15 protein-coding genes and 1 pseudogene are annotated in these 20,094 nt (G+C 67.4%); 10 read left to right on the plus strand and 6 right to left on the minus strand.

Going from position 1 to position 20,094, the window contains the following annotated elements; all coding sequences use genetic code 11:
- Positions 1-184 precede the first annotated feature (184 nt).
- Positions 185-2,371: a TonB-dependent siderophore receptor gene (locus tag PW843_15665; protein MDE1148038.1), complete on the plus strand. Its 2,187-nt coding sequence runs from the start codon at positions 185-187 to the stop codon at positions 2,369-2,371.
- A 388-nt stretch (positions 2,372-2,759) separates the two neighbouring features.
- On the plus strand, positions 2,760-3,833 hold the full coding sequence (locus PW843_15670; protein MDE1148039.1) for a tetratricopeptide repeat protein: 1,074 nt from the start codon (positions 2,760-2,762) through the stop codon (positions 3,831-3,833).
- A 24-nt stretch (positions 3,834-3,857) separates the two neighbouring features.
- On the opposite strand, the gene cysS is transcribed toward PW843_15670, so the two are convergent.
- Complete coding sequence (gene cysS / locus PW843_15675; protein MDE1148040.1) at positions 3,858-5,231, minus strand: cysteine--tRNA ligase; 1,374 nt, start codon at positions 5,229-5,231, stop codon at positions 3,858-3,860.
- A gap of 50 nt (positions 5,232-5,281) precedes the next feature.
- Positions 5,282-6,628, minus strand: a complete 1,347-nt coding sequence (gltX, locus tag PW843_15680) for a glutamate--tRNA ligase (GenBank protein ID MDE1148041.1) — start codon at positions 6,626-6,628, stop codon at positions 5,282-5,284.
- A gap of 200 nt (positions 6,629-6,828) precedes the next feature.
- Here gltX and PW843_15685 point away from each other — a divergent pair, with 200 nt between their 5' ends.
- Positions 6,829-7,275, plus strand: coding sequence for an SgcJ/EcaC family oxidoreductase (locus PW843_15685; protein ID MDE1148042.1), 447 nt, complete (start codon positions 6,829-6,831; stop codon positions 7,273-7,275).
- A gap of 27 nt (positions 7,276-7,302) precedes the next feature.
- Here PW843_15685 and PW843_15690 read toward each other — a convergent pair whose 3' ends face one another.
- Entirely contained in the window at positions 7,303-7,740 is a 438-nt protein-coding gene (locus tag PW843_15690; GenBank protein ID MDE1148043.1) for a hypothetical protein, read from the minus strand.
- 284 nt (positions 7,741-8,024) lie between these two features.
- Between PW843_15690 and PW843_15695 the strand changes: the two genes are divergently transcribed.
- Positions 8,025-8,672, plus strand: a complete 648-nt coding sequence (locus PW843_15695) for a DsbA family oxidoreductase (protein MDE1148044.1) — start codon at positions 8,025-8,027, stop codon at positions 8,670-8,672.
- A 76-nt stretch (positions 8,673-8,748) separates the two neighbouring features.
- Positions 8,749-9,633: an alpha/beta hydrolase gene (locus PW843_15700; protein MDE1148045.1), complete on the plus strand. Its 885-nt coding sequence runs from the start codon at positions 8,749-8,751 to the stop codon at positions 9,631-9,633.
- Here the strand turns inward: PW843_15700 and PW843_15705 are convergent.
- A complete protein-coding gene (locus tag PW843_15705) occupies positions 9,599-10,588 on the minus strand; it encodes a DUF1080 domain-containing protein (protein MDE1148046.1) in 990 nt (329 codons plus the stop codon). The genes PW843_15700 and PW843_15705 overlap by 35 nt on opposite strands.
- A 141-nt stretch (positions 10,589-10,729) precedes the next feature.
- Between PW843_15705 and PW843_15710 the strand changes: the two genes are divergently transcribed.
- Positions 10,730-11,800 (plus strand): serine hydrolase, encoded by a 1,071-nt coding sequence (locus tag PW843_15710; GenBank protein ID MDE1148047.1) that lies wholly within the window; start codon positions 10,730-10,732, stop codon positions 11,798-11,800.
- Between the two features lie 185 nt (positions 11,801-11,985).
- Positions 11,986-12,855, plus strand: coding sequence for a DUF2189 domain-containing protein (locus PW843_15715; GenBank protein MDE1148048.1), 870 nt, complete (start codon positions 11,986-11,988; stop codon positions 12,853-12,855).
- A gap of 3 nt (positions 12,856-12,858) precedes the next feature.
- On the opposite strand, the gene PW843_15720 is transcribed toward PW843_15715, so the two are convergent.
- Positions 12,859-14,151: a PLP-dependent transferase gene (locus tag PW843_15720; GenBank protein ID MDE1148049.1), complete on the minus strand. Its 1,293-nt coding sequence runs from the start codon at positions 14,149-14,151 to the stop codon at positions 12,859-12,861.
- A gap of 252 nt (positions 14,152-14,403) precedes the next feature.
- Here PW843_15720 and PW843_15725 point away from each other — a divergent pair, with 252 nt between their 5' ends.
- The 3 genes from PW843_15725 (at position 14,404) to PW843_15735 (ending at position 16,400) form a co-directional block, all read left to right on the plus strand.
- A complete protein-coding gene (locus PW843_15725; GenBank protein ID MDE1148050.1) occupies positions 14,404-15,354 on the plus strand; it encodes a formylglycine-generating enzyme family protein in 951 nt (316 codons plus the stop codon).
- A gap of 154 nt (positions 15,355-15,508) precedes the next feature.
- On the plus strand, positions 15,509-15,892 hold the full coding sequence (locus PW843_15730; protein ID MDE1148051.1) for a hypothetical protein: 384 nt from the start codon (positions 15,509-15,511) through the stop codon (positions 15,890-15,892).
- Positions 15,867-16,400 carry a hypothetical protein gene (locus PW843_15735; protein MDE1148052.1) on the plus strand — a complete coding sequence of 178 codons (534 nt, stop codon included), beginning with the start codon at positions 15,867-15,869 and terminating at the stop codon, positions 16,398-16,400. The genes PW843_15730 and PW843_15735 overlap by 26 nt, the downstream gene beginning before the upstream one ends.
- A gap of 12 nt (positions 16,401-16,412) precedes the next feature.
- On the opposite strand, the pseudogene mfd reads toward PW843_15735, so the two are convergent.
- A pseudogene (gene mfd, locus PW843_15740) lies at positions 16,413-20,082 on the minus strand (transcription-repair coupling factor).
- Between the last annotated feature and the right edge of the window lie 12 nt (positions 20,083-20,094).

Below are 20,094 nucleotides of genomic sequence, written 5' to 3' on the forward strand. Positions count from 1 at the left end.
AAATCATTGCATCTTTGCCGTTAATCGCCACCCACTACCGGCCGTGGCTGCGGGGTGTCGCCCCCAACCCATCAGGGCATGTTGCGCCAAAGACACATTATAACTGTTTCGTTATTTTCGATAACGAGAATGACTTGCAACTCCCGCAAAGGGTGGATAGATCGGGGCCGCTCAACCCTGTGTCTTGACCACCCTGTTCCCGGAGGAACCGTTGAAGCTCCGCGCCCTGTGCCTCATGTTGATGGCCACCACCTCGCCCCTCGCTGCCCTGGCCGCCCCGGCCCCGGATGCGCCCGACAGCACGGCGGCCGACAGCGTCACGACGGACCAGTCCCAGTCCGAGGTGGTCATCACCGGCCAGAAGGACGAGGCGACCGAGGGCACCGGTTCCTACACCGTGAAGAGCAGCCGGTCGGCCACCAAGCTGCCGCTGGACCTGAAGGACACGCCGCAGTCGATCACCGTCATCACCCGTGACCAGATGACCGACTTCAACCTGCGCGACATCAACCAGGTCCTGGCCAACACCACCGGCATCAACGTGCAGGAAGTGGAAACCAACCGCACCTATTACAGCGCCCGCGGTTTCGACATCTCCAACTTCCAGTATGACGGCTATGGCCTGCCCATCGTCGATGGCATCCAGAACGGCAACATCGACACCTCCGTATACGACCATATCGAGGTGCTGCGCGGCGCCAATGGCCTGATGTCGTCCACCGGCAACCCGTCGGCCACCGTGAACTTCGTGCGCAAGCGCCCAACCGACGCCCTGATGGCCGAGGCCTCGTTCTCCGGCGGCTCCTACGACGACAAGCGCGGCGACGTGGACGTGTCCTCGCCCCTGAACGCCTCGGGCACCGTGCGCATGCGCGTGGTCGGCGCCTATGAGGACACCGGCAACCAGCTGGACCGCTACAAGGACAAGCGCGGCGTCGGTTACGGCGTGCTGGAGGCCGACCTGGACCCCCGCACCACCGTGTCGGTCGGTTATCACTTCCAGGACGATCTGGCCACCGGCGGCCTGTGGGGCGCCCTGCCGCTGTTCTACACCGACGGCACGCCCACCAACTACAGCCGCAGCACCAGCACCTCGGCCGACTGGAGCCGCTGGGACATCCAGACCCAGCAGATGTTCGCCGACATCCGCCACGACCTGGGCAGCGGCTGGACCGCCAAGGCCAGCGTCATGCACGCCGTGACCGAGGGCAACAGCGACCTGTTCTACGTCTACGGCACGCCCGACAAGGCCACCGGCGACGGCCTCTATTCCTACCCCTCGGCCTATCACAACCATGACCGGCAGTGGACGGCCGAGGCCTATGTCTCCGGCCCGGTGGAGGCCTTCGGCCGCACCCACGACATCGTGGCCGGCGGCAACTGGGGCCGCAGCAACAGCTTTGAGCATTCCGATTATGGCGAGGGCATCGGCACCGAACTGCCCGGCTATTCCGCCTTCGACGGCAGCTATCCCGAGCCGGCCTACGACGCCTACACCCAGGAGGCGCACCTCTACTACACGCGGGAAACCGGCTACGTCGCGGCGCGCATCAGCCTGCTGGATCCGCTGAAGCTGATCGTAGGCACCAACGTCACCCACGCCAAGATGTCGGGCGACAGCTACGACACGCCCAACAGCTACGACATCACCCGCGCCCTGCCCTATGCCGGCCTGGTCTATGAAATCACGCCGGAGATTTCTGCCTACACCAGCTACGCCCAGATCTTCAATCCGCAGACCCAGCTGGACATCAACAACAAGATCCTGGCCCCCATCGACGGCGACAACGTCGAAGTGGGCGCCAAGGGCGCCTGGATGAATGGCAAGCTGAACGCGTCCTTCGCGCTGTTCCAGGCCCGCCAGAACAACACCGCGGAAAGCGCCGGGTTCAACACCGACACCGGCCAGTACTATTACAAGGGCATCAACGCCACCTCGCAGGGCATCGAGGCGGAGGTTTCCGGCCAGATCCTACCGCAGGTGCAGGTCACCGCCGGCTATACCCTGATGAAGATCGAGGGTGACGACGGCAGTGCGGCCCGCACCTACGTGCCACGCCAGACGCTGCGCCTGACCGCCAACTACCAGCCCATCGACCGGCTGAAGCTGGGCGCCACCCTGTCGTGGCAGAGCCGCATCTATTACGACCAGGGTGTCACCAGCACCACCACGGGTGACGAGATCGTCACCGTGCAGGGTGCCTACGCCCTGCTGGGCCTGATGGCGCGCTACGAGTTTGACAATAACTGGTCGATCACCGGCAACCTGAACAACCTGACCAACGAGAAGTACTTCACCAGCCTGTACTGGTCGCAGAGCTACTACGGCGCCGGCACCAACGGCACGGTGACGCTGAGCTGGAAGATGTGAGGCCAAGGGCACGAGACTTTGGCTCGTGCCCTTGGCGGCCGGCGACCGCCGGCCCCGCAATGAGCACCGCAGGGCGCAATGAGGAAGCTAAGCCGGCGGATGCCGGTGCCCGGCGATTGAAGGGCCTTGATCGGTCACGATCAAAGGCAACGCGTATCAAGGCGACGCCCTTTCGGGGGAAAGCAGGTGTCCCGAGGGGGCCGGCGGCAGCGATGCCGTCGGCCCTTTTCTTTCCCGTAAGTGCTTGGCATCAAAAGGCATACGGCCGTGCTTATGCCTTCCTCCATATCAGCGGTTGCGCGCGCCTGCCCAGAAGGCGCCCCCGGGTTGACAGGCCCCGCCGGGACGCCCACCCTGGCCCCGGCTTTACCTTGCAGGAGCGATCCGCATGCCGGTGCCTGCCCCCCTGCCTTTCCCCGAACCTGATGACCTGCACCGCCAGGGCCGCGACCTGGTGGCCCAGGGGCGCACGGATGAGGCCCTGGCCCTGTTCCAGCACGCCGCCGCCACGGCGGAACTGTTCCAGGCCCGCCTGCCCTTGCGGAAAGCGGCCGCCAACCCCGATGCGCTGGGCCGCATCCTCTACGATGCGGGCTATTGCCTGCTGGACCTTGGCCTGGTGGATGAGGCGCTGGCCTGGTTCCAGCGCGCCGTGGCGTCGGCGGAACTGGGCGACGCCCAAGGCCGCATCCATGGCGACAATCTGGCGGCTTGCCAGCATCTGGCCGGCATCTGCCTGGCCCGGCTGGGCCGGCATGAGGAAGCGCTGGCCTGGTTCCACCAAGCGGCGGAAAGCGCGCGCCAAGGCGACGCTCAGGGCCGCGTGGATCACGACAGCGTGGGCCGCAGCCTGAACCAGGCTGGTACCTGCCTGGTCCATCTGAACCGGCGGGAAGAGGCGCTGACCGGTTTCCAGCAGGCGGTGGCCGCCGCGGAACTGGGCAACGTGCAAGGTCGCGTGGATCACGCGGCCCTGGGCGCCGGCCTGCACCTGGTGGGCGACTGCCTCCACAGCCTGGGCCATGTGACCGAGGCGCTGCCCTGGTTCCACAGTGCCGTCCAGGCGCTGGAACGGGGTGCGCCCGACATGCCCGTCAGTCACGACGACGTCAGCCGCAGCATGCTGCGCGTCAGCGATTGCCTGATGGATCTGGGCCGGGCGGAGGATGCCCTGCATTGGGCCCAGGCCGCCGTGAAGGCGGCGGAGGATGGCGACGCCGCCGGCCGCGTAAACCTGGAAAGCCTGAGCCATGGCCTGCACGCCATGGGCCGCATCCTGGCGACGATGGGTTATCCCGACGCCGCCATGGACTGGCTGCGCTACGCCGCCGAAACGGCGGAACAAGGCGACCCGCTGGGCCTGCCCGCCATCCTGCGCGCCGGCACCACCTGCCTGCGCACCCTGGGCCGCATGGAAGAGGCCCAGGCGTGGGCCGCACGGGTGAGCGCACCGGTGGGCTGACCGGCAATCGGCGGCAGGTTCGCCTTACGCCCGCTTCCAGGTGGTGCCCTGCGCCCCATCCTCCAGCACCACGCCCTGGTCCAGCAGCTCCTTGCGGATGCGGTCGGCCTCCGCGAAGTTCCGCGATGCGCGGGCATCCTTGCGCGCCTGGATGGCGGCCTCGATCGCCGCCTCATCCAGGCCATCGGTCCCCTTGGGCGTCCAGCGGAACCAGGCCTCGGCATCCTGGGACAGCAGGCCCATCAGGTTGGCGGCGGCCTTGAGGTCGGCCGCCACGGCGGCGCGGGCGGCCGGATCGGTTTCCTTGCGGAAGCGGTTGGCCAGTTCATGCAGCAGGCTGAAAGCCAGCGGCGTGTTCAGATCATCCTCCAGCGCCGCCAAAACGTCGGCCGGCACCGCGCCCGCGCCTATATCGCCGGCCGCGCGCAGCACGCCGTACCAGCGGTCCAGCGTCGTCTTGGCCAGCTTCAGCCCATCCTTGGAGAAGTCCAGCGGCTGGCGGTAGTGGGCCTGCAGCAGGGCCAGGCGCAGGGCCTCGCCCGGCACCTCGTCCAGCAGTTCGGCGACGGTGAAGATGTTGCCCAGCGACTTGGACATCTTGTCGCCCGACAGGGTCAGGAAGCCGGCATGGACCCAATAGTTGGCCATGACTTGCGTGCCGTGGGCGCAGCGGCTCTGCGCGATCTCGTTCTCATGGTGGGGGAAGATCAGGTCCAGCCCGCCACCATGCACGTCGAAGACCTTGCCCAGATGGGCGTCGGCCATGGCGCTGCACTCGATATGCCAGCCGGGGCGGCCGCGACCCCAGGGGCTGTTCCAGCCCGGCTGGTCGTCGGCCGAGGGCTTCCACAGGACGAAGTCGGCCGCACTCTGCTTATAGGGCGCCACCTCGACGCGGGCGCCGGCGATCATCTCATCCTGGCTGCGGCGCGACAGGCGACCGTAGTCGGGCATGGACGGCACGTTGAACAGCACGTGGCCTTCCGCCGCATAGGCATGGCCGGAGGAGATCAGCCGTTCGATCATCGTGATCATGGCGCCGATATGATCGGTGGCGCGCGGCTCCACATCCGGGCGCAGCAGGTTCAGGGCGTCCATGTCGGCGTGGAACTGCACCGTGGGCGGCACCGTCACTTCCTCGATGGTCAGGCCCTGGGCCTTGGCCCGGTCCATGATCTTGTCATCGACGTCGGTGATGTTCCGGACGTAGGTGACGTTCGGGTACAGGTGCTTCATCACCCGCGCCAGCAAATCGAAGGCGGTGAAGGTGCGGCCGTTGCCGATATGGGCATAGCTGTAGACGGTGGGACCGCAGCAATAGATGCGCACATGGCTGGCGTCGACGGGCGTGAAGACTTCCTTCGCGCGGGTCAGGGTATTGTAAAGCTGCAGCGCCATGGCGAATGAACCTGGAAGTTGGATAGCTGAATTAAAAAGGAATTGCGGTATCAGGCGGTCTCGCCCGACAGCCGCGCCAACGCCCGTTCCCGGCCGATGAGCGGTAACAGGGTTTTCAGTTCGGGTCCATGTTCCAGCCCGGTCAGCGCCAGGCGCAGCGGCATGAACAGGGCCTTGCCCTTGGCGCCGGTGGCGGCCTTGACCGCGTCCACCCACTGGCCCCAGGTGTCGGGTCCCCAGGGGACGGCGGGCAGCAGGCCGGCGGCGGCCTTCAGGAAGGCGGCATCGGTGATCACCGGCGCCAGCGGCGCGTGGGTGATGTCCCACCAGCCCCGGGCTTCCGCCACGTGGGCGATGTTGGGGCGCACGGCCAGCCAGAAGGCCTCATCCGCCCCCGCCATGCCCAGGGCGCCCAGGCGGTCGGCCACGGCGGCGTAGGGCATGTGGTGCAGGATCTGCGCGTTCAGGCGGTGCAGTTCCTCCACATCGAACTTGGGCGTGCCGCGCCCCACCTTGGCCAGGTCGAAGTCGGCCACCAGTTCATCCAGCGTGCCCTTGGCCTCCACGGCGTCGGACGTGCCGATCTTGGCCAGCAGCGAGACAATGGACAGGGGCTCCAGCCCCGCTTCCTCACGCAGGCTTTTCAGGCTCAGGCTGCCCAGCCGCTTAGATAGGCCGGCGCCGGCGGCGTCGGTGATCAGAGGGAAATGGCCGAAGCCGGGAACCGGGCCGCCCAGCGCCTGGTAAAGCTGGATTTGCACGGCGGTGTTGGCCACGTGATCCTCACCCCGGATGACGTGGGTGATGCCCAGTTCGATGTCGTCCACCACCGAGGCGAAGGTGTAGAGCGGCTGGCCATCCTCACGGATCAGCACCGGGTCGCTCAAATCCTGGCCCTGGAAGCGCTGGGTGCCGCGCACCAGATCGTCCCAGACGACGGGCGTGTGTTCCAGCTTCAGGCGCCAATGGGGGCGGCGGCCCTCCGCCTCCAGCCGCTGACGATCAGCATCGGTCAGGCGCAAGGCGGCGCGGTCGTACAGCGGCGGCCGGTGCTGCGCCAGCTGGGCCTTGCGCTTCAAGCCCAGTTCATCCGGTGTCTCATAACAGGGGTAGAGGCGCCCCTCGGCCTTCAGCCGTTCCGCCGCCAGGGTGTAACGCTCCAGCCGGTCGGACTGGCGGGCGAAACGGTCCCAGGTCAGGCCCAGCCAGGCCAGATCTTCCTCGATGCCCGCCGCGTATTCGGCGGTGGAACGTTCCCTGTCCGTGTCGTCCATGCGCAGCATGAAGCTGCCGCCCATCTTGCGGGCGAACAGCCAGTTCATCACCGCCGCGCGGGCGTTGCCGATGTGAAGGCGGCCGGTGGGGCTGGGCGCGAAACGGACGGCGACACTGCTCATGGGAACGAAAAGCCTTATGCCAGCAAAGCGAAATCAGGGGTCGGCAGCGATAGCATGAAGCGGGCCCAAACCAAAGGGTTCGCGTTCCAGCGGGACACCCGGAAGAACCCCACCCATGACCACTATTGGTGGATTGTGCAAAAAAAACACCACCGCCATAATTTGCGATCCCGCTGGACCGCAATCAACCGGAGGCCGACATGCGGCTATCACTGCCCTTGGCACTGCTGCTGTCCCTGACCATCACCATGGCCCAAGCGGCCACGCCGGAGTCGCTGCCGGACCAGTTCACCGCCGCCTGGAATACGCACGACCCGCAGGCCTTCGAGAAACTCTACACAGTTGACGCGGTGTGGGTTCCGGTTGCGGAGGAACGGACCGAGGGACGCGACGCCATCATCGCCGAATTCACGAAGATCCATACCGGCGGCGGGTGGGCGATGAAGACGACGATCTCGAAGAAGGACGTACCGGAGGTGCATCTTCTGCGCCCGGACGTGGCCACGATCTTCTTCCACATGAATTTTCTGATGAATGGTCAACCAGTGCCCGGCCTGCAGCGCGCGTTGATCCTGGTCGCCACCGCCAAGGATGGCGACTGGAAGATCGCGGCCGGCCAGTTGACCAAGGAATCGCCGACCCAATGACCGGGCGGATGCAGCGGCGCGCCCGCCTCAGAACTTCTTGCGGTGGAAGGCGGCGGCCAGCGCCTTGACCGAGGCCGCCTGCTTCACCGTGCCCTCCGCCTTGGGCGGCGGGGCGCCGTTCAGGATGGGCGGCTGGTCGGCCTGGCGGGTGCCGCCCATGCGGGCGACGATGGCATCCAGCTGCGCCGGGGTCAGGCGCTGGGGCGCCGGCGGGCGGCGCACCGCCCCGGTGGCGCCGGTGCCCATGGTCCCGCTACCCATGGCCGGGGCCGGCGTGCCCGGGCCGCGCGTGGCGCGGTCGAGGGCGGCACCGGTGATGCCCTTAAGGTAGGGCTTGCACAGGCCCATCATCAGCTGTTCGTCCGACAGCGCCCAGGCCATCAGGATGCGTTGCGCCTGCGCGCGGCGGCCCTGCGCCTGGGCCATCGCCTCGCGGATCTTCATGGTGACGTAGGTTTCGCTCATGGAACGGTTCCCTCCGGCCGGCCTATTCCAAAATCACCGCGGGGTGCCGCATCGACCAGCGCCCACACCGTGCCTATATGAGGCGGATACGGCGGAAAGTTTAGCGCAGGAGGCATGAGGACGGGAACGAAAAAGAAACCCTGGGCACGACCGGACACTTCCGTGCCCTGCCCCGGCACCTCCGCCAAGGTGCATAAGCCCACGATGGGGCTCGCCCCGGTCGCGACCCCGCCTTATAGTCCGGCGCCATCCCGACGCCGCCCTTTCCTGGTTGCGTGTGCCCCATGTTGATTGAGATCGTCGCCGACTTCGTCTGCCCCTGGTGCTACATCGGCAAGCGCCGGCTGGATCGCGCGCTGGCGCAGCGCCCGGCCATACAGCCGGAGGTGCGCTGGCTGCCCTTCCAGTTGGACCCCGAAACGCCGCTGGGCGGCACCGACCGCATGATCGACCTGCTGGCCAAGTTCGGCAGTGTGGAGCGTGTGCGCCAGGTGGCGGCCCTGCTGGAACAGACGGCGGCGGCGGAAGGGCTGGACCTGAACCTGGACCGCATCGGCCGCACCCCCAACACGCTGGACGCCCACCGCCTGCTGCGCCATGCCGACGCCCAGGGCGTGGCCCCCGCCCTGGCCGACGCCCTGCAACGGGCCTTCTTCCGCGACGGCCGCGACATCGGCGATCGCCACGTGCTGGCCGACCTGGCGGAAGCCGCCGGCATGGACCGGGAGGCCACCGCCCGTTTCCTGGCCAGCGACGCCGACCGCGACGCGCTGCGCCAATCATTGGCCACGATGCGCCAGCTGGGCATCCAGGCCGTGCCCTGCTTCATCTTCAACCGCGTCTATTCCCTGTCCGGCGCCCAGGAGCCGGGCGCCTTCCTGCCGCTGCTGGATCTGGCGGGGGCGGAGGGCGTGGTGGCCAGCGCGAGGTGAACTTCGCGCCACCACCGGAACCGGGGTGTTGGAACGGCGGTTAGTGCCATAGGTCGCAACAACGTCGGTATGCGCCATGCCTGAAATCGCCCACCTTTCCACCCCGCTGCTGGACATCGCCTATCTCTCGGGCGGTCCTGCCGACGGGCCGCCGGTGATGCTGCTGCACGGCTGGCCGGACGATGCCCATACCTGGGACCGGGTGGCGCCTAAGCTGTGGGACGCGGGGTACAGGACGGTGGCGCCCTGGCTGCGCGGCTTCGGATCCACGCGTTTCCTGTCCAGCCAGACCACGCGCTCCGGCCAGATCGCGGCGCTGGCGCAGGATGCGCTGGATCTCGCCAACGCGCTGGACTGGCAGCGCTTCACCGTCATCGGCCACGACTGGGGTGCGCGCATCGCCTATTTCCTGGCCGCCGTGGCGCCGGACCGCCTGTGCCGCATCGCCGCCCTGTCGGTGGGGTGGGAGCCGGGCAGCCTGCCCACACCCGCGCTCAGCCAGGCCCAGCGCTACTGGTACCAATGGTTCATGACGACGGAACGGGGTGCGGAGGCCGTGTGTCGTGACGGCAAGGCCTTCGCCCGCTTCCAGTGGGACACCTGGAGCCCGCAGGATTGGTACGATGAGGCCGAGTTCGCCAAGACGGCCGAGGCGTTCGGGAATCCCGACTGGCCCGCCATCACCCTGCATTCCTACCGGGTGCGCTGGAACGAGGCAGAGCCTGACCCGCGTTATGCCGAGCTGGAAAAACGCCAACGCGCCGCCAAGACCCTGTCCGTGCCCACCCTGATGATCCAGGGTGGCGACGACCGCTGCACCCTGCCCGCCAGCACGGAGGGCAAGGACCGCCATTTCACCGGCCCCTATCGGCGCGACGTACTGCCCGGCATCGGCCACTTCCCCACGCGGGAAGCGGCCGACGAGGTCAGTCGCCTTCTGCTGGATTTCCTGGCGGAATAGGTGCTGGCGACACCTCCACCCGCGGCAGGTTGGTGATGGGCTCCAGGGTGATGTGGCGGAACCAGGTCTCCGCCCCTTCGGACTGAAGCTGGATGTGGCCGTGGGTCAGCGGACTGCTGGAACGATCACCGACCCAGGCCCGCAGGTCGTGCAACACCATCACCGGCACGCCGTTCACCGCATGGATGGCGCGGTCGCCCAGGACGTAGAGGTCCAGCACGTTCCATTCGCCCACCGGCCTCTCCGCATCGCTGGCGGCCTCCACGTTCCAGGCCGGCGGGCGCACGATGATCGGGCGGCCGCCTAGCATGTAGCGGCGCTGCGGATCAATCAGCGTGGGGTCGCGCCCCACTTCCGTCACGGCGGTCACAGCCGACCCCACCGGCACGACCATGCCGACCGACCCGCCCATGATCTCGAACTCCACCGACGCCATCCAAGTGCCGTAGACGCCACCGGGCGCGCCATGGCTGTGGTACAGCAGGCCGTTGTTGGGCGGCAGGTCCTGGCGTGGGGCGTAGCGGGCCGTGCCCCATTTGTATTCCAGGCGCAGGTGGTAATTGCCGTGGTCGCCCCGATTGACGATGCCGCCCCAGACGCGGCCATCGACATGGATGGCCGGTTCGCCATCCGCCATGGCCACGCTGAAGATGCGGGCCAGGGCATCCTTGTCCGCCCCCACCGGTGCCTGGCCGGGAACCGGCAGGTAGGTGCGCGCCGGATCGGGATAGCCCAGCCAGCCGTCCCAGTCCGACAGGTCATGGCCATTGAACAGGCTGATCGCCGGCCCCGCCGGCGCCGGCACGTCCACCAGGCGCAAAGACTGCGCCCGAAACGGCGGGTCACCGGCCAATACGACGTCCAGTGCGGGATCGGCGAGGGCCGGCGTTGCAGACAGTAGCAATCCCGCCAGCGCCGCGACCCAGAAATGCTTGCCCGTTCCGCCGCCGGTCATGGCCGTCCCCTGCCCCGTTTCTGATCCCCTGATAACACCTCAACGGAAGTGGCACCACGTCCGGTGGCCGGGGCGGTCATTGCCGCCCGCTACCATTCCCGCCACCGTACGCGCCGGGGAGCGTCATCAAGGGGGAGCCGAATGGCACGCGCGTTGGGCATGGGGCATCGCGGATGGGGGGTGGAACTGGCCCGCCTGGCCTCGTGCGCGCTGCTGCTGGCCGGCCTTACCGCCCCACCAGCGTGGGCCGCGGCCGACGCGCCCGATCCGGCCAAACTGGCGGCGTTGTTCGAAAGCCTGCGCGCCGATCCGCATCCGGACCTGAAGGGCATCGTCATCCTTCAGCATGGCCGGCGGGTGGCGGAGGCCTATTTCAACGGCGACGATGCCGACAGCCTGCACGACATCCGCTCCGCCACCAAAAGCATCACCAGCCTGCTGATGGGCATCGCCATCGACCGGCATCTGGTCGGCGGCGTGGACGATCCCATCGCCCGCTATCTGCCGGGCTTGCCGCCGGACAAGGCCACCATCACCATCCGCGACCTGCTGACCATGCGATCCGGCCTGGCGGCGGACGACGACGACCCGACCTCCCCCGGCAATGAGGACAAGCTGGACCAGGCGCCGGACTGGACCGCCGCCGCCTATGCCGTGCCGCCAGCCCATCCGCCGGGCGACCATTACCTCTATTGCTCGCTCAACGCCTTCCTGGTGGGTGCTGTGGTGGAGGGTGCGACCCGCCAGCCGCTGGACCAGTTCGCGGATGCCGTGCTGTTCGGCCCCTTGGGCATCCATCGCCATCCCTGGCGCCACGTGGCGCCCGGCCATGCCACCGGCCAGGGCAACCTGCAACTGACCGCCCGCGACGTCGCCGTCCTCGGCCAACTGGTCCTGGCGGAGGGACGGTTCCGGGGCCGCCAGCTGGTCAGCGCCCCCTGGGTGGAGGCCAGCCTGTCCGACCTGGTGGACATCAGCGCCACCGACCCGTACGCCGACCACTACGGGTACATGTGGTACGCCCGGGCCCTGCCCATCCCCGGCGGCGCCACCCTGCCCGTGCACTTCGCGTCAGGCAACGGCGGCAACAAGATCTACCTCATCCCCGCCGCCGACATGGTGGTCGCCATCACCTCCAGCGCCTATGGCCACGGCTATGGTCAGAAGCGTTCGCAGGAGATTTTGCTGGGGGTGTTGGGGGCGTTACGGTGATCGGGATGAGCGCTGGGCGCGACATCCGCCCGCAATCGGCGTAAACTCCCCGCCAATAACCCCGCGCGGGCCGGCGCATCGTCGGTGCCCGGACCCACGCGCAGAACAGCGGCATCCCGCCTTGGGCCCCGGTGATTTCTGGGCCCCTGCCTGAAGCGACCGCAACGGTTCAGGAGGAACGGGTCATGACACAAGAGACCATACGCAACCCCGTGGAATGGACATGGGCGCGCCTGGGGGAAGCCGCGTCCGGCGTGGCGTCCGTCGGCCGGGCCATCGGGCATATGGAGGACATGCGGGCGCATGAGGTGCCGCCGGTGCGGCGCATCGGCGTCGCTGATCTGGGCCAGGCCATCGCCGCCGGCTTCCGCGACTTCGGCGCCTTCCGCACCGACGTCTTCGCGCTGTGCATCATCTATCCCGTCCTGGGCTGCGTGCTGGCACGGGCGGCGGTGAACCTGAACATGCTGCCGCTGCTGTTCCCGTTGGCATCGGGTTTCGTGCTGGTGGGCCCCATCGCGGCCATCGGCCTGCTGGAGATGAGCCGCCAGCGTGAATGCGGCGTTCAGCCCAGCTGGCGGGAAGCCCTGGGCCCCCTGCGCAGCCCCGCCGTGGCCGCCATCGCCACGCTGGGCCTGATCCTGACCGTGATCTATTTCGCCTGGCTGTACGCGGCCCAGGCCATCTACGACGCCACCCTGGGACCGCAGCCGCCGGCCTCACCGGCGCAATTCGCGGCCGACATCGTGGGCACGCACGCCGGCTGGACGATGGTGGCCGTGGGTTGTGGCGTCGGCGCCTGTTTCGCCGCCGTCGTGCTGGCCATCGCCGCCATCAGCATCCCCCTGCTGCTGGACCGCGAGGTGCCGCTGCACACCGCCGTCGCCACCTCAATCCGCGCGGTCAGGACCAACCCCTTGACGATGGCGGTGTGGGGATTGATCGTGGCAGGCAGCCTGTTCCTGGGCACCCTGCCCGCCTTCGTCGGCCTGATCGTGGTGATGCCGGTGCTGGGGCACAGCACCTGGCACCTCTACCGCCGGCTGGTGGTGTAGCCCTTATGCCTGGTCCAGCGCCTGGGTCAGGTCGGCCAGGATATCGTCGATGTGCTCGATGCCGACGGACAGGCGGACATAACCCGGCGTGACGCCGGTGGCCGCCTGGTCCTCCGCCGACAGCTGGGAATGGGTGGTGCTGGCCGGGTGGATGGCCAGGCTGCGCGCGTCGCCGATGTTGGCGACGTGGTAGAACAGCCTCAGCGCGTCGATGAAACGCCGGCCGGCCTCCGCCCCGTCCTTCAGCTCAAAGCCCACCAGGGCGCCGTAACCGCCCTTCAGCACGGCGTCGGCCCGGCGGCGCAATTCGCCGGTCTGGCGCGAGGGGTGGATGACGGTGGCCACCTTGGGATGCTCCGCCAGGTAGGCCGCCACGGCGGCGGCGTTGCGGTTATGCTCCCGGATGCGCAGCGGCAGGGTTTCCAGCCCCTGGATGATCTGGAAGGCGTTGAACGGGCTGAGCGGCGCGCCGATGTCGCGCAGCAGGGTGACCCGGGCCCGCAGGATATAGGCGATGGGGCCCAGCGGCTTCACCGCCTGCGTCCACACCGCCCCGTGATAGCTGGGGTCCGGCTGGTTCAGCAGGGGGAAGCGGTCGGCATGCCCCTCCCAATCGAAATTGCCGCCGTCGATGATGGCGCCACCGATGCTGGTGCCGTGGCCGCCGATGTACTTGGTGGTGGAATAGACGACCACGGCGGCACCCAGATCCAGCGGCCGGGCCAGGATGGGGGTGGCGGTGTTGTCCACGATCAACGGCACCCCCAGTTCACGCCCGATGGCCGCCACCTCCGCGATGGGGAAGACGCGCAGCTTGGGATTGGGCAGCGTCTCGGCGTAATAGGCGCGGGTGCGGGCGTCGGTGGCACGGCGGAAATTCTCCGGATCCGACGGATCGACGAAGCGGGCCTCGATGCCCAGCTGCTTGAAGGTGTTGGCGAACAGGTTCCAGGTGCCGCCGTACAGGTCGGTGGAGGTGACGAAGTTGTCACCCGCCTGCGCCACGTTCAGGATGGAAAAGGTGCTGGCCGCCTGGCCCGACGCCACCGCCAAAGCCGCCACCCCGCCCTCCACCGCCGCCAGGCGCTGTTCCAGCACGTCGGTGGTGGGGTTCATGATGCGGGTGTAGATGTTGCCCAGTTCCTTCAGCGCGAACAGGTTGGCGGCATGTTCCGTCCCATCGAACTGGTAACTGGTGGTCTGGTAGATGGGCACGGCCACGGCGTGGGTGGTGGGGTCGGCGCGATAACCGGCGTGCAGGACCAGGGTTTCGGGGTGCGTGCTGTCGGTGGCCATGGCGGCGTTCTCCCATCCTTTTCTTTAGATGGCGCTGATTGTGCCGCGCCTACCGAAAATTGCACCCGGATATTCTAACATATTAATTTATTTCATGTTTTCCGATGAATGATTGAGACGGGGAAACGCCGCCGCCTCCCCCCCTGCCACCAACAGGTGGACAGCGTCCCGGATTGACGGGTGCCGATCCGGGGGGCGCCTGGAAACTCTCCCTGTCCGCGCAGCGGCGCGGACGCGAAGGGGGAGGTTTTCATGCGGGTCGTCATCACGCTCCTGGCGGTTCTCGCCACCGGTCTGGCCGCCATGGCGGGTGCCCACGCCGCACCGGAATCCCCCGACATGCTGACCATCCCGGCCGGGCGTTTCATCATGGGCTCATCGGACGCGGAAACGACCCTTGAGCAAAGCCAGACCATGCACACGGGCATTCCGCTGGACGATGATTTCGCGCCCCGCGAAAAGCCGCAGCACGCGGTGACGGTCAAGGCGTTCAAGCTGGCCAAATATCTGGTGACGCGCGCCGACTTCGCCCGGTTCGTCTATGCCACCGGCTACGCCGTCGCCGGCAAGTGCTGGGCCTACAACTTCGCCGTCGATCCGGTGAAGTTCGGCCCCAGCGCCACCGCCGACTGGCGCGACCCCGGCTTCAAGCAGACGGACAAGGACCCGGTGGTCTGCGTCTCCCACGACGACGCCGTAGCCTATATCACCTGGTACTCCGCCCAGACCGGCCTGACCTATCGCCTGCCGACGGAGGCGGAGACGGAATACGCCACGCGCGCCGGCACCACCACCTCGCGCTATTGGGGCGACGACGTGGCACTGCAGTGCAAATACGCCAACGGCAGCGACCAGACGGTGGTGGAACGCTTCAAGGACCGCGTGCCCAAATGGTACGGCGCGCCCTGCGACGACGGTTATCTTACGACCTCCCCCGTCGATGCCTTCCCGCCCAATCCCTGGGGCCTGTACGACATGCTGGGCAATGTCTATGAGCTGACCCAGGATTGCTGGCACGACACCTACGACGGCGCCCCCACCGACGGCAGCGCGTGGCTGGGGGGCGACTGCCACCAGCACGCGGCGCGCGGCGGTTCCACCAGCCCCCACCCGGGCAGCATGCGCTCCGCCAGCCGGGTGATGATGAACACCGGCGACCGCTCGGTGTTCGGCGGGTTCCGGTTGGCACGATCGCTGGAGTGAATCTTCAGGCCCCCGTCAGCAGCCCGAAGATTTGCAGAAACCACCCTGAATCGAGATATCCCTTCAGCATATATTGGCACCGACTGTCGCCACTTCATTTTAGTGGCGACAACCTTCGGAAGGACGCGCGTTAATTTGTTAACGGAGAACGTCGTTGCCACAATTCGATAAGAAAAAGTTCGTCGATTATTTGAACAAACACACCACCGGGCTCTATGGCGAGGGCAAGTGCGCAACGCATGTTCGTAAAGCCATTGAAGCAGCGGGGCTTAATCCTGTCGGCCATCCCATCGACGCAAAAGATTGGGGGCCAACCCTAATTCGTCTCGGGTTTACAATAATTTCAAATGACAACTACACGCCAATGTTGGGCGACATCGCGGTCATTCAACAAACATCGACCAGCAAACCAGGACACATTGAGGGTTATGATGGGACTCATTGGGTTTCCGACTTCGTCCAACCCCAAGGTTTTTGGCCAGGCCCCATTTACCGCCTGGAGAAGCCTAGTTATGCGATCTATCGCTGGAATCTTTAGCGTCCTTCTCATTCTTGGGCCGTTCCTCGCATTCGCCAAGGAAGTTCCACACCTTACCGATCCTGTCTTTGGCCTTAAATATGATCCAGCCCACGTCAAATTTGATGAGGCGCCGACGTCGTTGATGACGCGATGCCCCAATCTGGCGAACGACAGATGGGACAACCGCCTGTGGATTTATGGTCAGCAGGATGAAGCGGGGACCCAATACCTAATTGTTGGCGGCCTTTATGTGGAAAAGGCGACAGGCCGATCAAAGCCAAACCCAATCGGCGCGATCATCGCCGTAACACCCGAAAAGTGTGATTTGGTCGGACCGGCCCGCGAGACACTCCAAGCTCCCACTGACCTGCCGGCCGACATGGCGCCCCATCTGATTGATGATCTCGTGAGGCGCTACCGCACGGCTTTCGGTGGCGCTCCCGCGCTGAATGCGGCGCTCAAAGCGCAGCATGTCGATCTCACGAGCCACTACGACGACACCTTACGCGCGGCCCTCGCCAAATAAAAGCGCAGCCCCCTACCGCCGGCTGCGTGGCGGCGTGGAGAAGCCCGGGCGCCCCAGCTTGCTGGCCGGCAGCGGCGGCTTGTGGCCCCAGGCGGAGACGGGTTTGCCCGGGGTCTTGGGCGGCGGGGGTGGAGGTGGCGGCGGGGGCGGATCAGCCTTCACGATCTCACCGGCCGCCATGCGGGCAAGGTCGCTCATCAGCTTGCGCACGCCGTCCATGCGGGTCTCGGCACTGTCCCAAGGGCGCAGCAGCACCAGCTTGTGGTCGGGCCTGATCTTGGCGGTGCCGGCCTGGCCCTGGATGAAGCCCACCAGGGCCGCCGGGTTCTTGAACAGATTGTCGCGGAAACCGATGACGGCGCCCTTGGGGCCCGCGTCCAGGTTCTGTACCCCGGCCTCGCGGCACAGACGCTTGATCTCCACCAGGCGCAGCAGGTTCTCCACCTCTTCCGGCAGGGTGCCGAAGCGGTCCACCATCTCGGCGGCGAAGGCGTCGATCTCCGCCCTATCCACCAGGTCGGCCACGCGGCGGTACAGCGACAGGCGGATGCCCAGGTCCGCCACGTAGCTTTCGGGAATCAGCACGGGCATGCCCAGGTTGATCTGCGGCGTCCATTGCTCCGCCGCCGCCTGCGCCTCCGACAGCCCGCCCCGGGCGGCGTTCACCGCCTCCTCCAGCATCTGCTGGTAGAGTTCCACGCCGACCTCGCGGATCTGGCCGGACTGCTCCTCACCCAGCAGGTTGCCGGCGCCCCGGATGTCCATGTCGTGGCTGGCCAGCTGGAAGCCCGCCCCCAGGCTGTCCAGCGTCTCGATGACGTGCAGGCGCTGCTGCGCCGTCTGCGACAGCACCGTCTTGGGCTGATAGGTCAGGTAGGCGTAGCCGCGCACCTTGGACCGGCCGACGCGGCCGCGCACCTGGTACAGTTGCGCCAGGCCGAACATGTCGGCGCGGTGGACGATCAGGGTGTTGGCGCTGGGGATGTCCAGGCCGCTTTCGATGATGTTGGTGGCCAGCAGCAGATCGTACTTGCCCTCATCGAAGGCGGTCATCACCTCTTCCAGCTGGGCGGCCGGCATCTGGCCGTGGGCGGTGATCATCTTCACCTCCGGCACCAGTTCGGCCAGCCGCTCCTGCAACTTGGGCAGATCCTCGATACGCGGGCAGACGTAGAAGCTCTGCCCCCCCCGGTAATGTTCGCGCAGGATGGCCTCGCGGATCACCACCGGGTCGTAGGGCAGCACGAAGGTGCGCACCGCCAGGCGGTCCACCGGCGGGGTGGCGATCAGCGACAGCTCACGCACGCCGCTGAGCGCCAGTTGCAGGGTGCGCGGGAATGGGCGTGGCGGTCAGGGTCAGCACGTGCACGTCGGTGCGCAGCTGCTTCAGCCGTTCCTTCTGCTTCACGCCGAAATGCTGTTCCTCATCCACGATGACCAGGCCCAGGCGGCTGAACTGGATGCTTTGCGCCAGCAGGGCATGCGTACCCACAACGATGTCGATGGTGCCGTCGGCCAGGCCGGCCTTGGTCAGGTTGGCCTCTTTCGCGGTCACCAGGCGCGACAGCTGGCCCATGCGGATGGGCAGGCCGGCGAAGCGCTTCTCAAAGGTGCGGCTGTGCTGGCGCGCCAGCAGGGTGGTGGGCACCACCACCGCCACCTGCAGGCCGCTCATCGCCGCGACGAAGGCGGCACGCAGGGCCACCTCGGTCTTCCCAAACCCGACGTCGCCGCAGACCAGGCGGTCCATGGGCTGGCCGGAGTTCAGATCCTCCAGCACGTCCTCGATGGCCCGCAACTGGTCCTCGGTCTCCGCATAGGGGAAGCGGGCCGCGAACTCGTCATAGACGCCGTCCGGCACCTCGATGGGCGGGGCCTTGCGTAGCGCGCGCTCGGCGGCGATGCGCAACAGCGCGTCGGCCATGTCCTTCAGGCGCTTCTTGACGCGGGCCTTGCGCGATTGCCAGCCCACGCCGCCCAGCTTGTCCAACTGCGCGCCGGAATCCTCCGACCCGAAGCGGGACAGGACCTCGATGTTCTCCACCGGCACGTACAGCTTGTCGCCGCCGTCATAGATGATGCGCAGGCAGTCGTGCGGGGCGCCGGTGACGGTCAGCGTCTCCAGCCCGTCGTACCGGCCGATGCCGTGGTCGACGTGCACCACCAGGTCGCCGGTGGCCAGGCTAGCCGCCTCGGCGATGAAATTGGCGGCGCGGCGCTTCTTCTGCGCCGGACGGGCCAGGCGGTCGCCCAGGATGTCCTGTTCGGTGATGAAGGCCAGGTCGGGCGTGGCGAAGCCATGGTCGATGCCCAGCACCACCACGGCCGTGGCCTTCGCGGCCAGGCCCTGGACCTCAGCCCAGGCGTCGGCGGTGGGCGCCGGGTCGATGCCGTGTTCCTTCAGCATCTTGGCCAGGCGGTCGCGGGCCCCCTGGCTGTAGCCGGCCACCACCACGCGGCGGCCATCGGCGCGCAACTGGTCGATATGCTGGGCCAGGGCGTTGAAGACGTTGACGTCCGGGTTGGCGCGCGCCTCGGCGAAATCATGGCCGCGCCGGCCGCCGGCGTCCGCCAGGTCCCGGTTGGATCCGCCCTCCACCGCCGCGAAGGCCGACAGCTGGACCACGGCGCGGAAGCTCAACTGCCGGTCCCAGACATCGCCGTCCAGGAACAGGGTGGACGTGGGCACGGGCTTGTAGACCGGCGTGCCGGACTTCTTCTCCACCTCCTGGAAGGTGCGGCGCGCCTCATAGAAGTCCGCCACCTGGGTCAGGCGGGAATCGCGCGCCTCCTCGGCTTGCGGGTCCAGGCTGACGGCGGCGCCGGGGACGTAGTCGAACAGCGTGTCCAGGCCGGCATGGAACAGGGGCAGCCAATGTTCCATGCCCGGCATCTTGCGGCCGGCGCTGATGCCCTCATACAGCGGGTCGCTGTCGGTGACGGCGCCGAACAGCTCACGATAACCGGTGCGGAAGCGCTGGACGGAGGGATCGTCCAGGAAAATCTCCGACATCGGCTTCAGGTCGATGCCGGTCCGCTTTTCCGTCGTCAGCTGGGTCATGGGGTCGAAGGCGCGCACGCCCTCAAGCTCATCGCCGAACAGGTCCAGGCGCAGCGGTTCCGGCGTGCCGGGCGGGAACAGGTCGATGATGCCGCCGCGCACGGCGTATTCGCCCGCCTCACGCACCGTCTGGGCGCGGGTATAGCCGTTGTTGGCCAGGAAGCGCTGCAAGGTGTCGACGTTCACCCGCCCGCCCACCTTGGCGGTGAAGGTGGCGTTACGGAAGGCCAGGCGGGGCGGCACCTTCTGCAAGGCGGCGTTCAGGGTGGTCAGGACGATGAACGGGCCCTTGGGCTTGGGGCCCAGCAGGGTGGTCAGGGCCTCGATGCGCTGGGCCACGATATCGCCGTTGGGCGACACCCGGTCATACGGCAGGCAGTCCCACGCCGGGAAGGGCAGCACCGTCACGTCCGGCGCGAAAAAGGCCAAGGCCTCCTGCACCCGCGCCATGCGGGCGTCGTCCAGCGCCACGTGCAGCAGGCCCGCCGCCCCCGCCCGCCGCGCGACATCGGCCAGGACGCGGGCGTCGTGCCCCTCCGGCGCGCCCGACACCACCAGGCGGCGGGGCTGGTCCGGGTCGAAACCGGAAAGGACGGCGGCGGGAAGCACGGTATCGGGCATGGGAACGGGAAC

This window comes from Azospirillaceae bacterium, assembly GCA_028283825.1.
Taxonomy (GTDB): Bacteria; Pseudomonadota; Alphaproteobacteria; order Azospirillales; family Azospirillaceae; genus Nitrospirillum.

Coding starts and splice junctions, on each gene's coding strand:
- PW843_15685 (MDE1148042.1), top strand. CDS start 6,829: ATGCGGCTATCACTGCCCTTGGCACTGCTGCTGTCCCTGACCATCACC.
- PW843_15670 (MDE1148039.1), top strand. CDS start 2,760: ATGCCGGTGCCTGCCCCCCTGCCTTTCCCCGAACCTGATGACCTGCAC.
- PW843_15700 (MDE1148045.1), top strand. CDS start 8,749: ATGCCTGAAATCGCCCACCTTTCCACCCCGCTGCTGGACATCGCCTAT.
- PW843_15735 (MDE1148052.1), top strand. CDS start 15,867: ATGCGATCTATCGCTGGAATCTTTAGCGTCCTTCTCATTCTTGGGCCG.
- PW843_15705 (MDE1148046.1), bottom strand. CDS start 10,588: ATGACCGGCGGCGGAACGGGCAAGCATTTCTGGGTCGCGGCGCTGGCG.
- gltX (MDE1148041.1), bottom strand. CDS start 6,628: ATGAGCAGTGTCGCCGTCCGTTTCGCGCCCAGCCCCACCGGCCGCCTT.
- PW843_15720 (MDE1148049.1), bottom strand. CDS start 14,151: ATGGCCACCGACAGCACGCACCCCGAAACCCTGGTCCTGCACGCCGGT.
- PW843_15690 (MDE1148043.1), bottom strand. CDS start 7,740: ATGAGCGAAACCTACGTCACCATGAAGATCCGCGAGGCGATGGCCCAG.
- PW843_15725 (MDE1148050.1), top strand. CDS start 14,404: ATGCGGGTCGTCATCACGCTCCTGGCGGTTCTCGCCACCGGTCTGGCC.
- PW843_15710 (MDE1148047.1), top strand. CDS start 10,730: ATGGCACGCGCGTTGGGCATGGGGCATCGCGGATGGGGGGTGGAACTG.
- cysS (MDE1148040.1), bottom strand. CDS start 5,231: ATGGCGCTGCAGCTTTACAATACCCTGACCCGCGCGAAGGAAGTCTTC.
- PW843_15695 (MDE1148044.1), top strand. CDS start 8,025: ATGTTGATTGAGATCGTCGCCGACTTCGTCTGCCCCTGGTGCTACATC.
- PW843_15715 (MDE1148048.1), top strand. CDS start 11,986: ATGACACAAGAGACCATACGCAACCCCGTGGAATGGACATGGGCGCGC.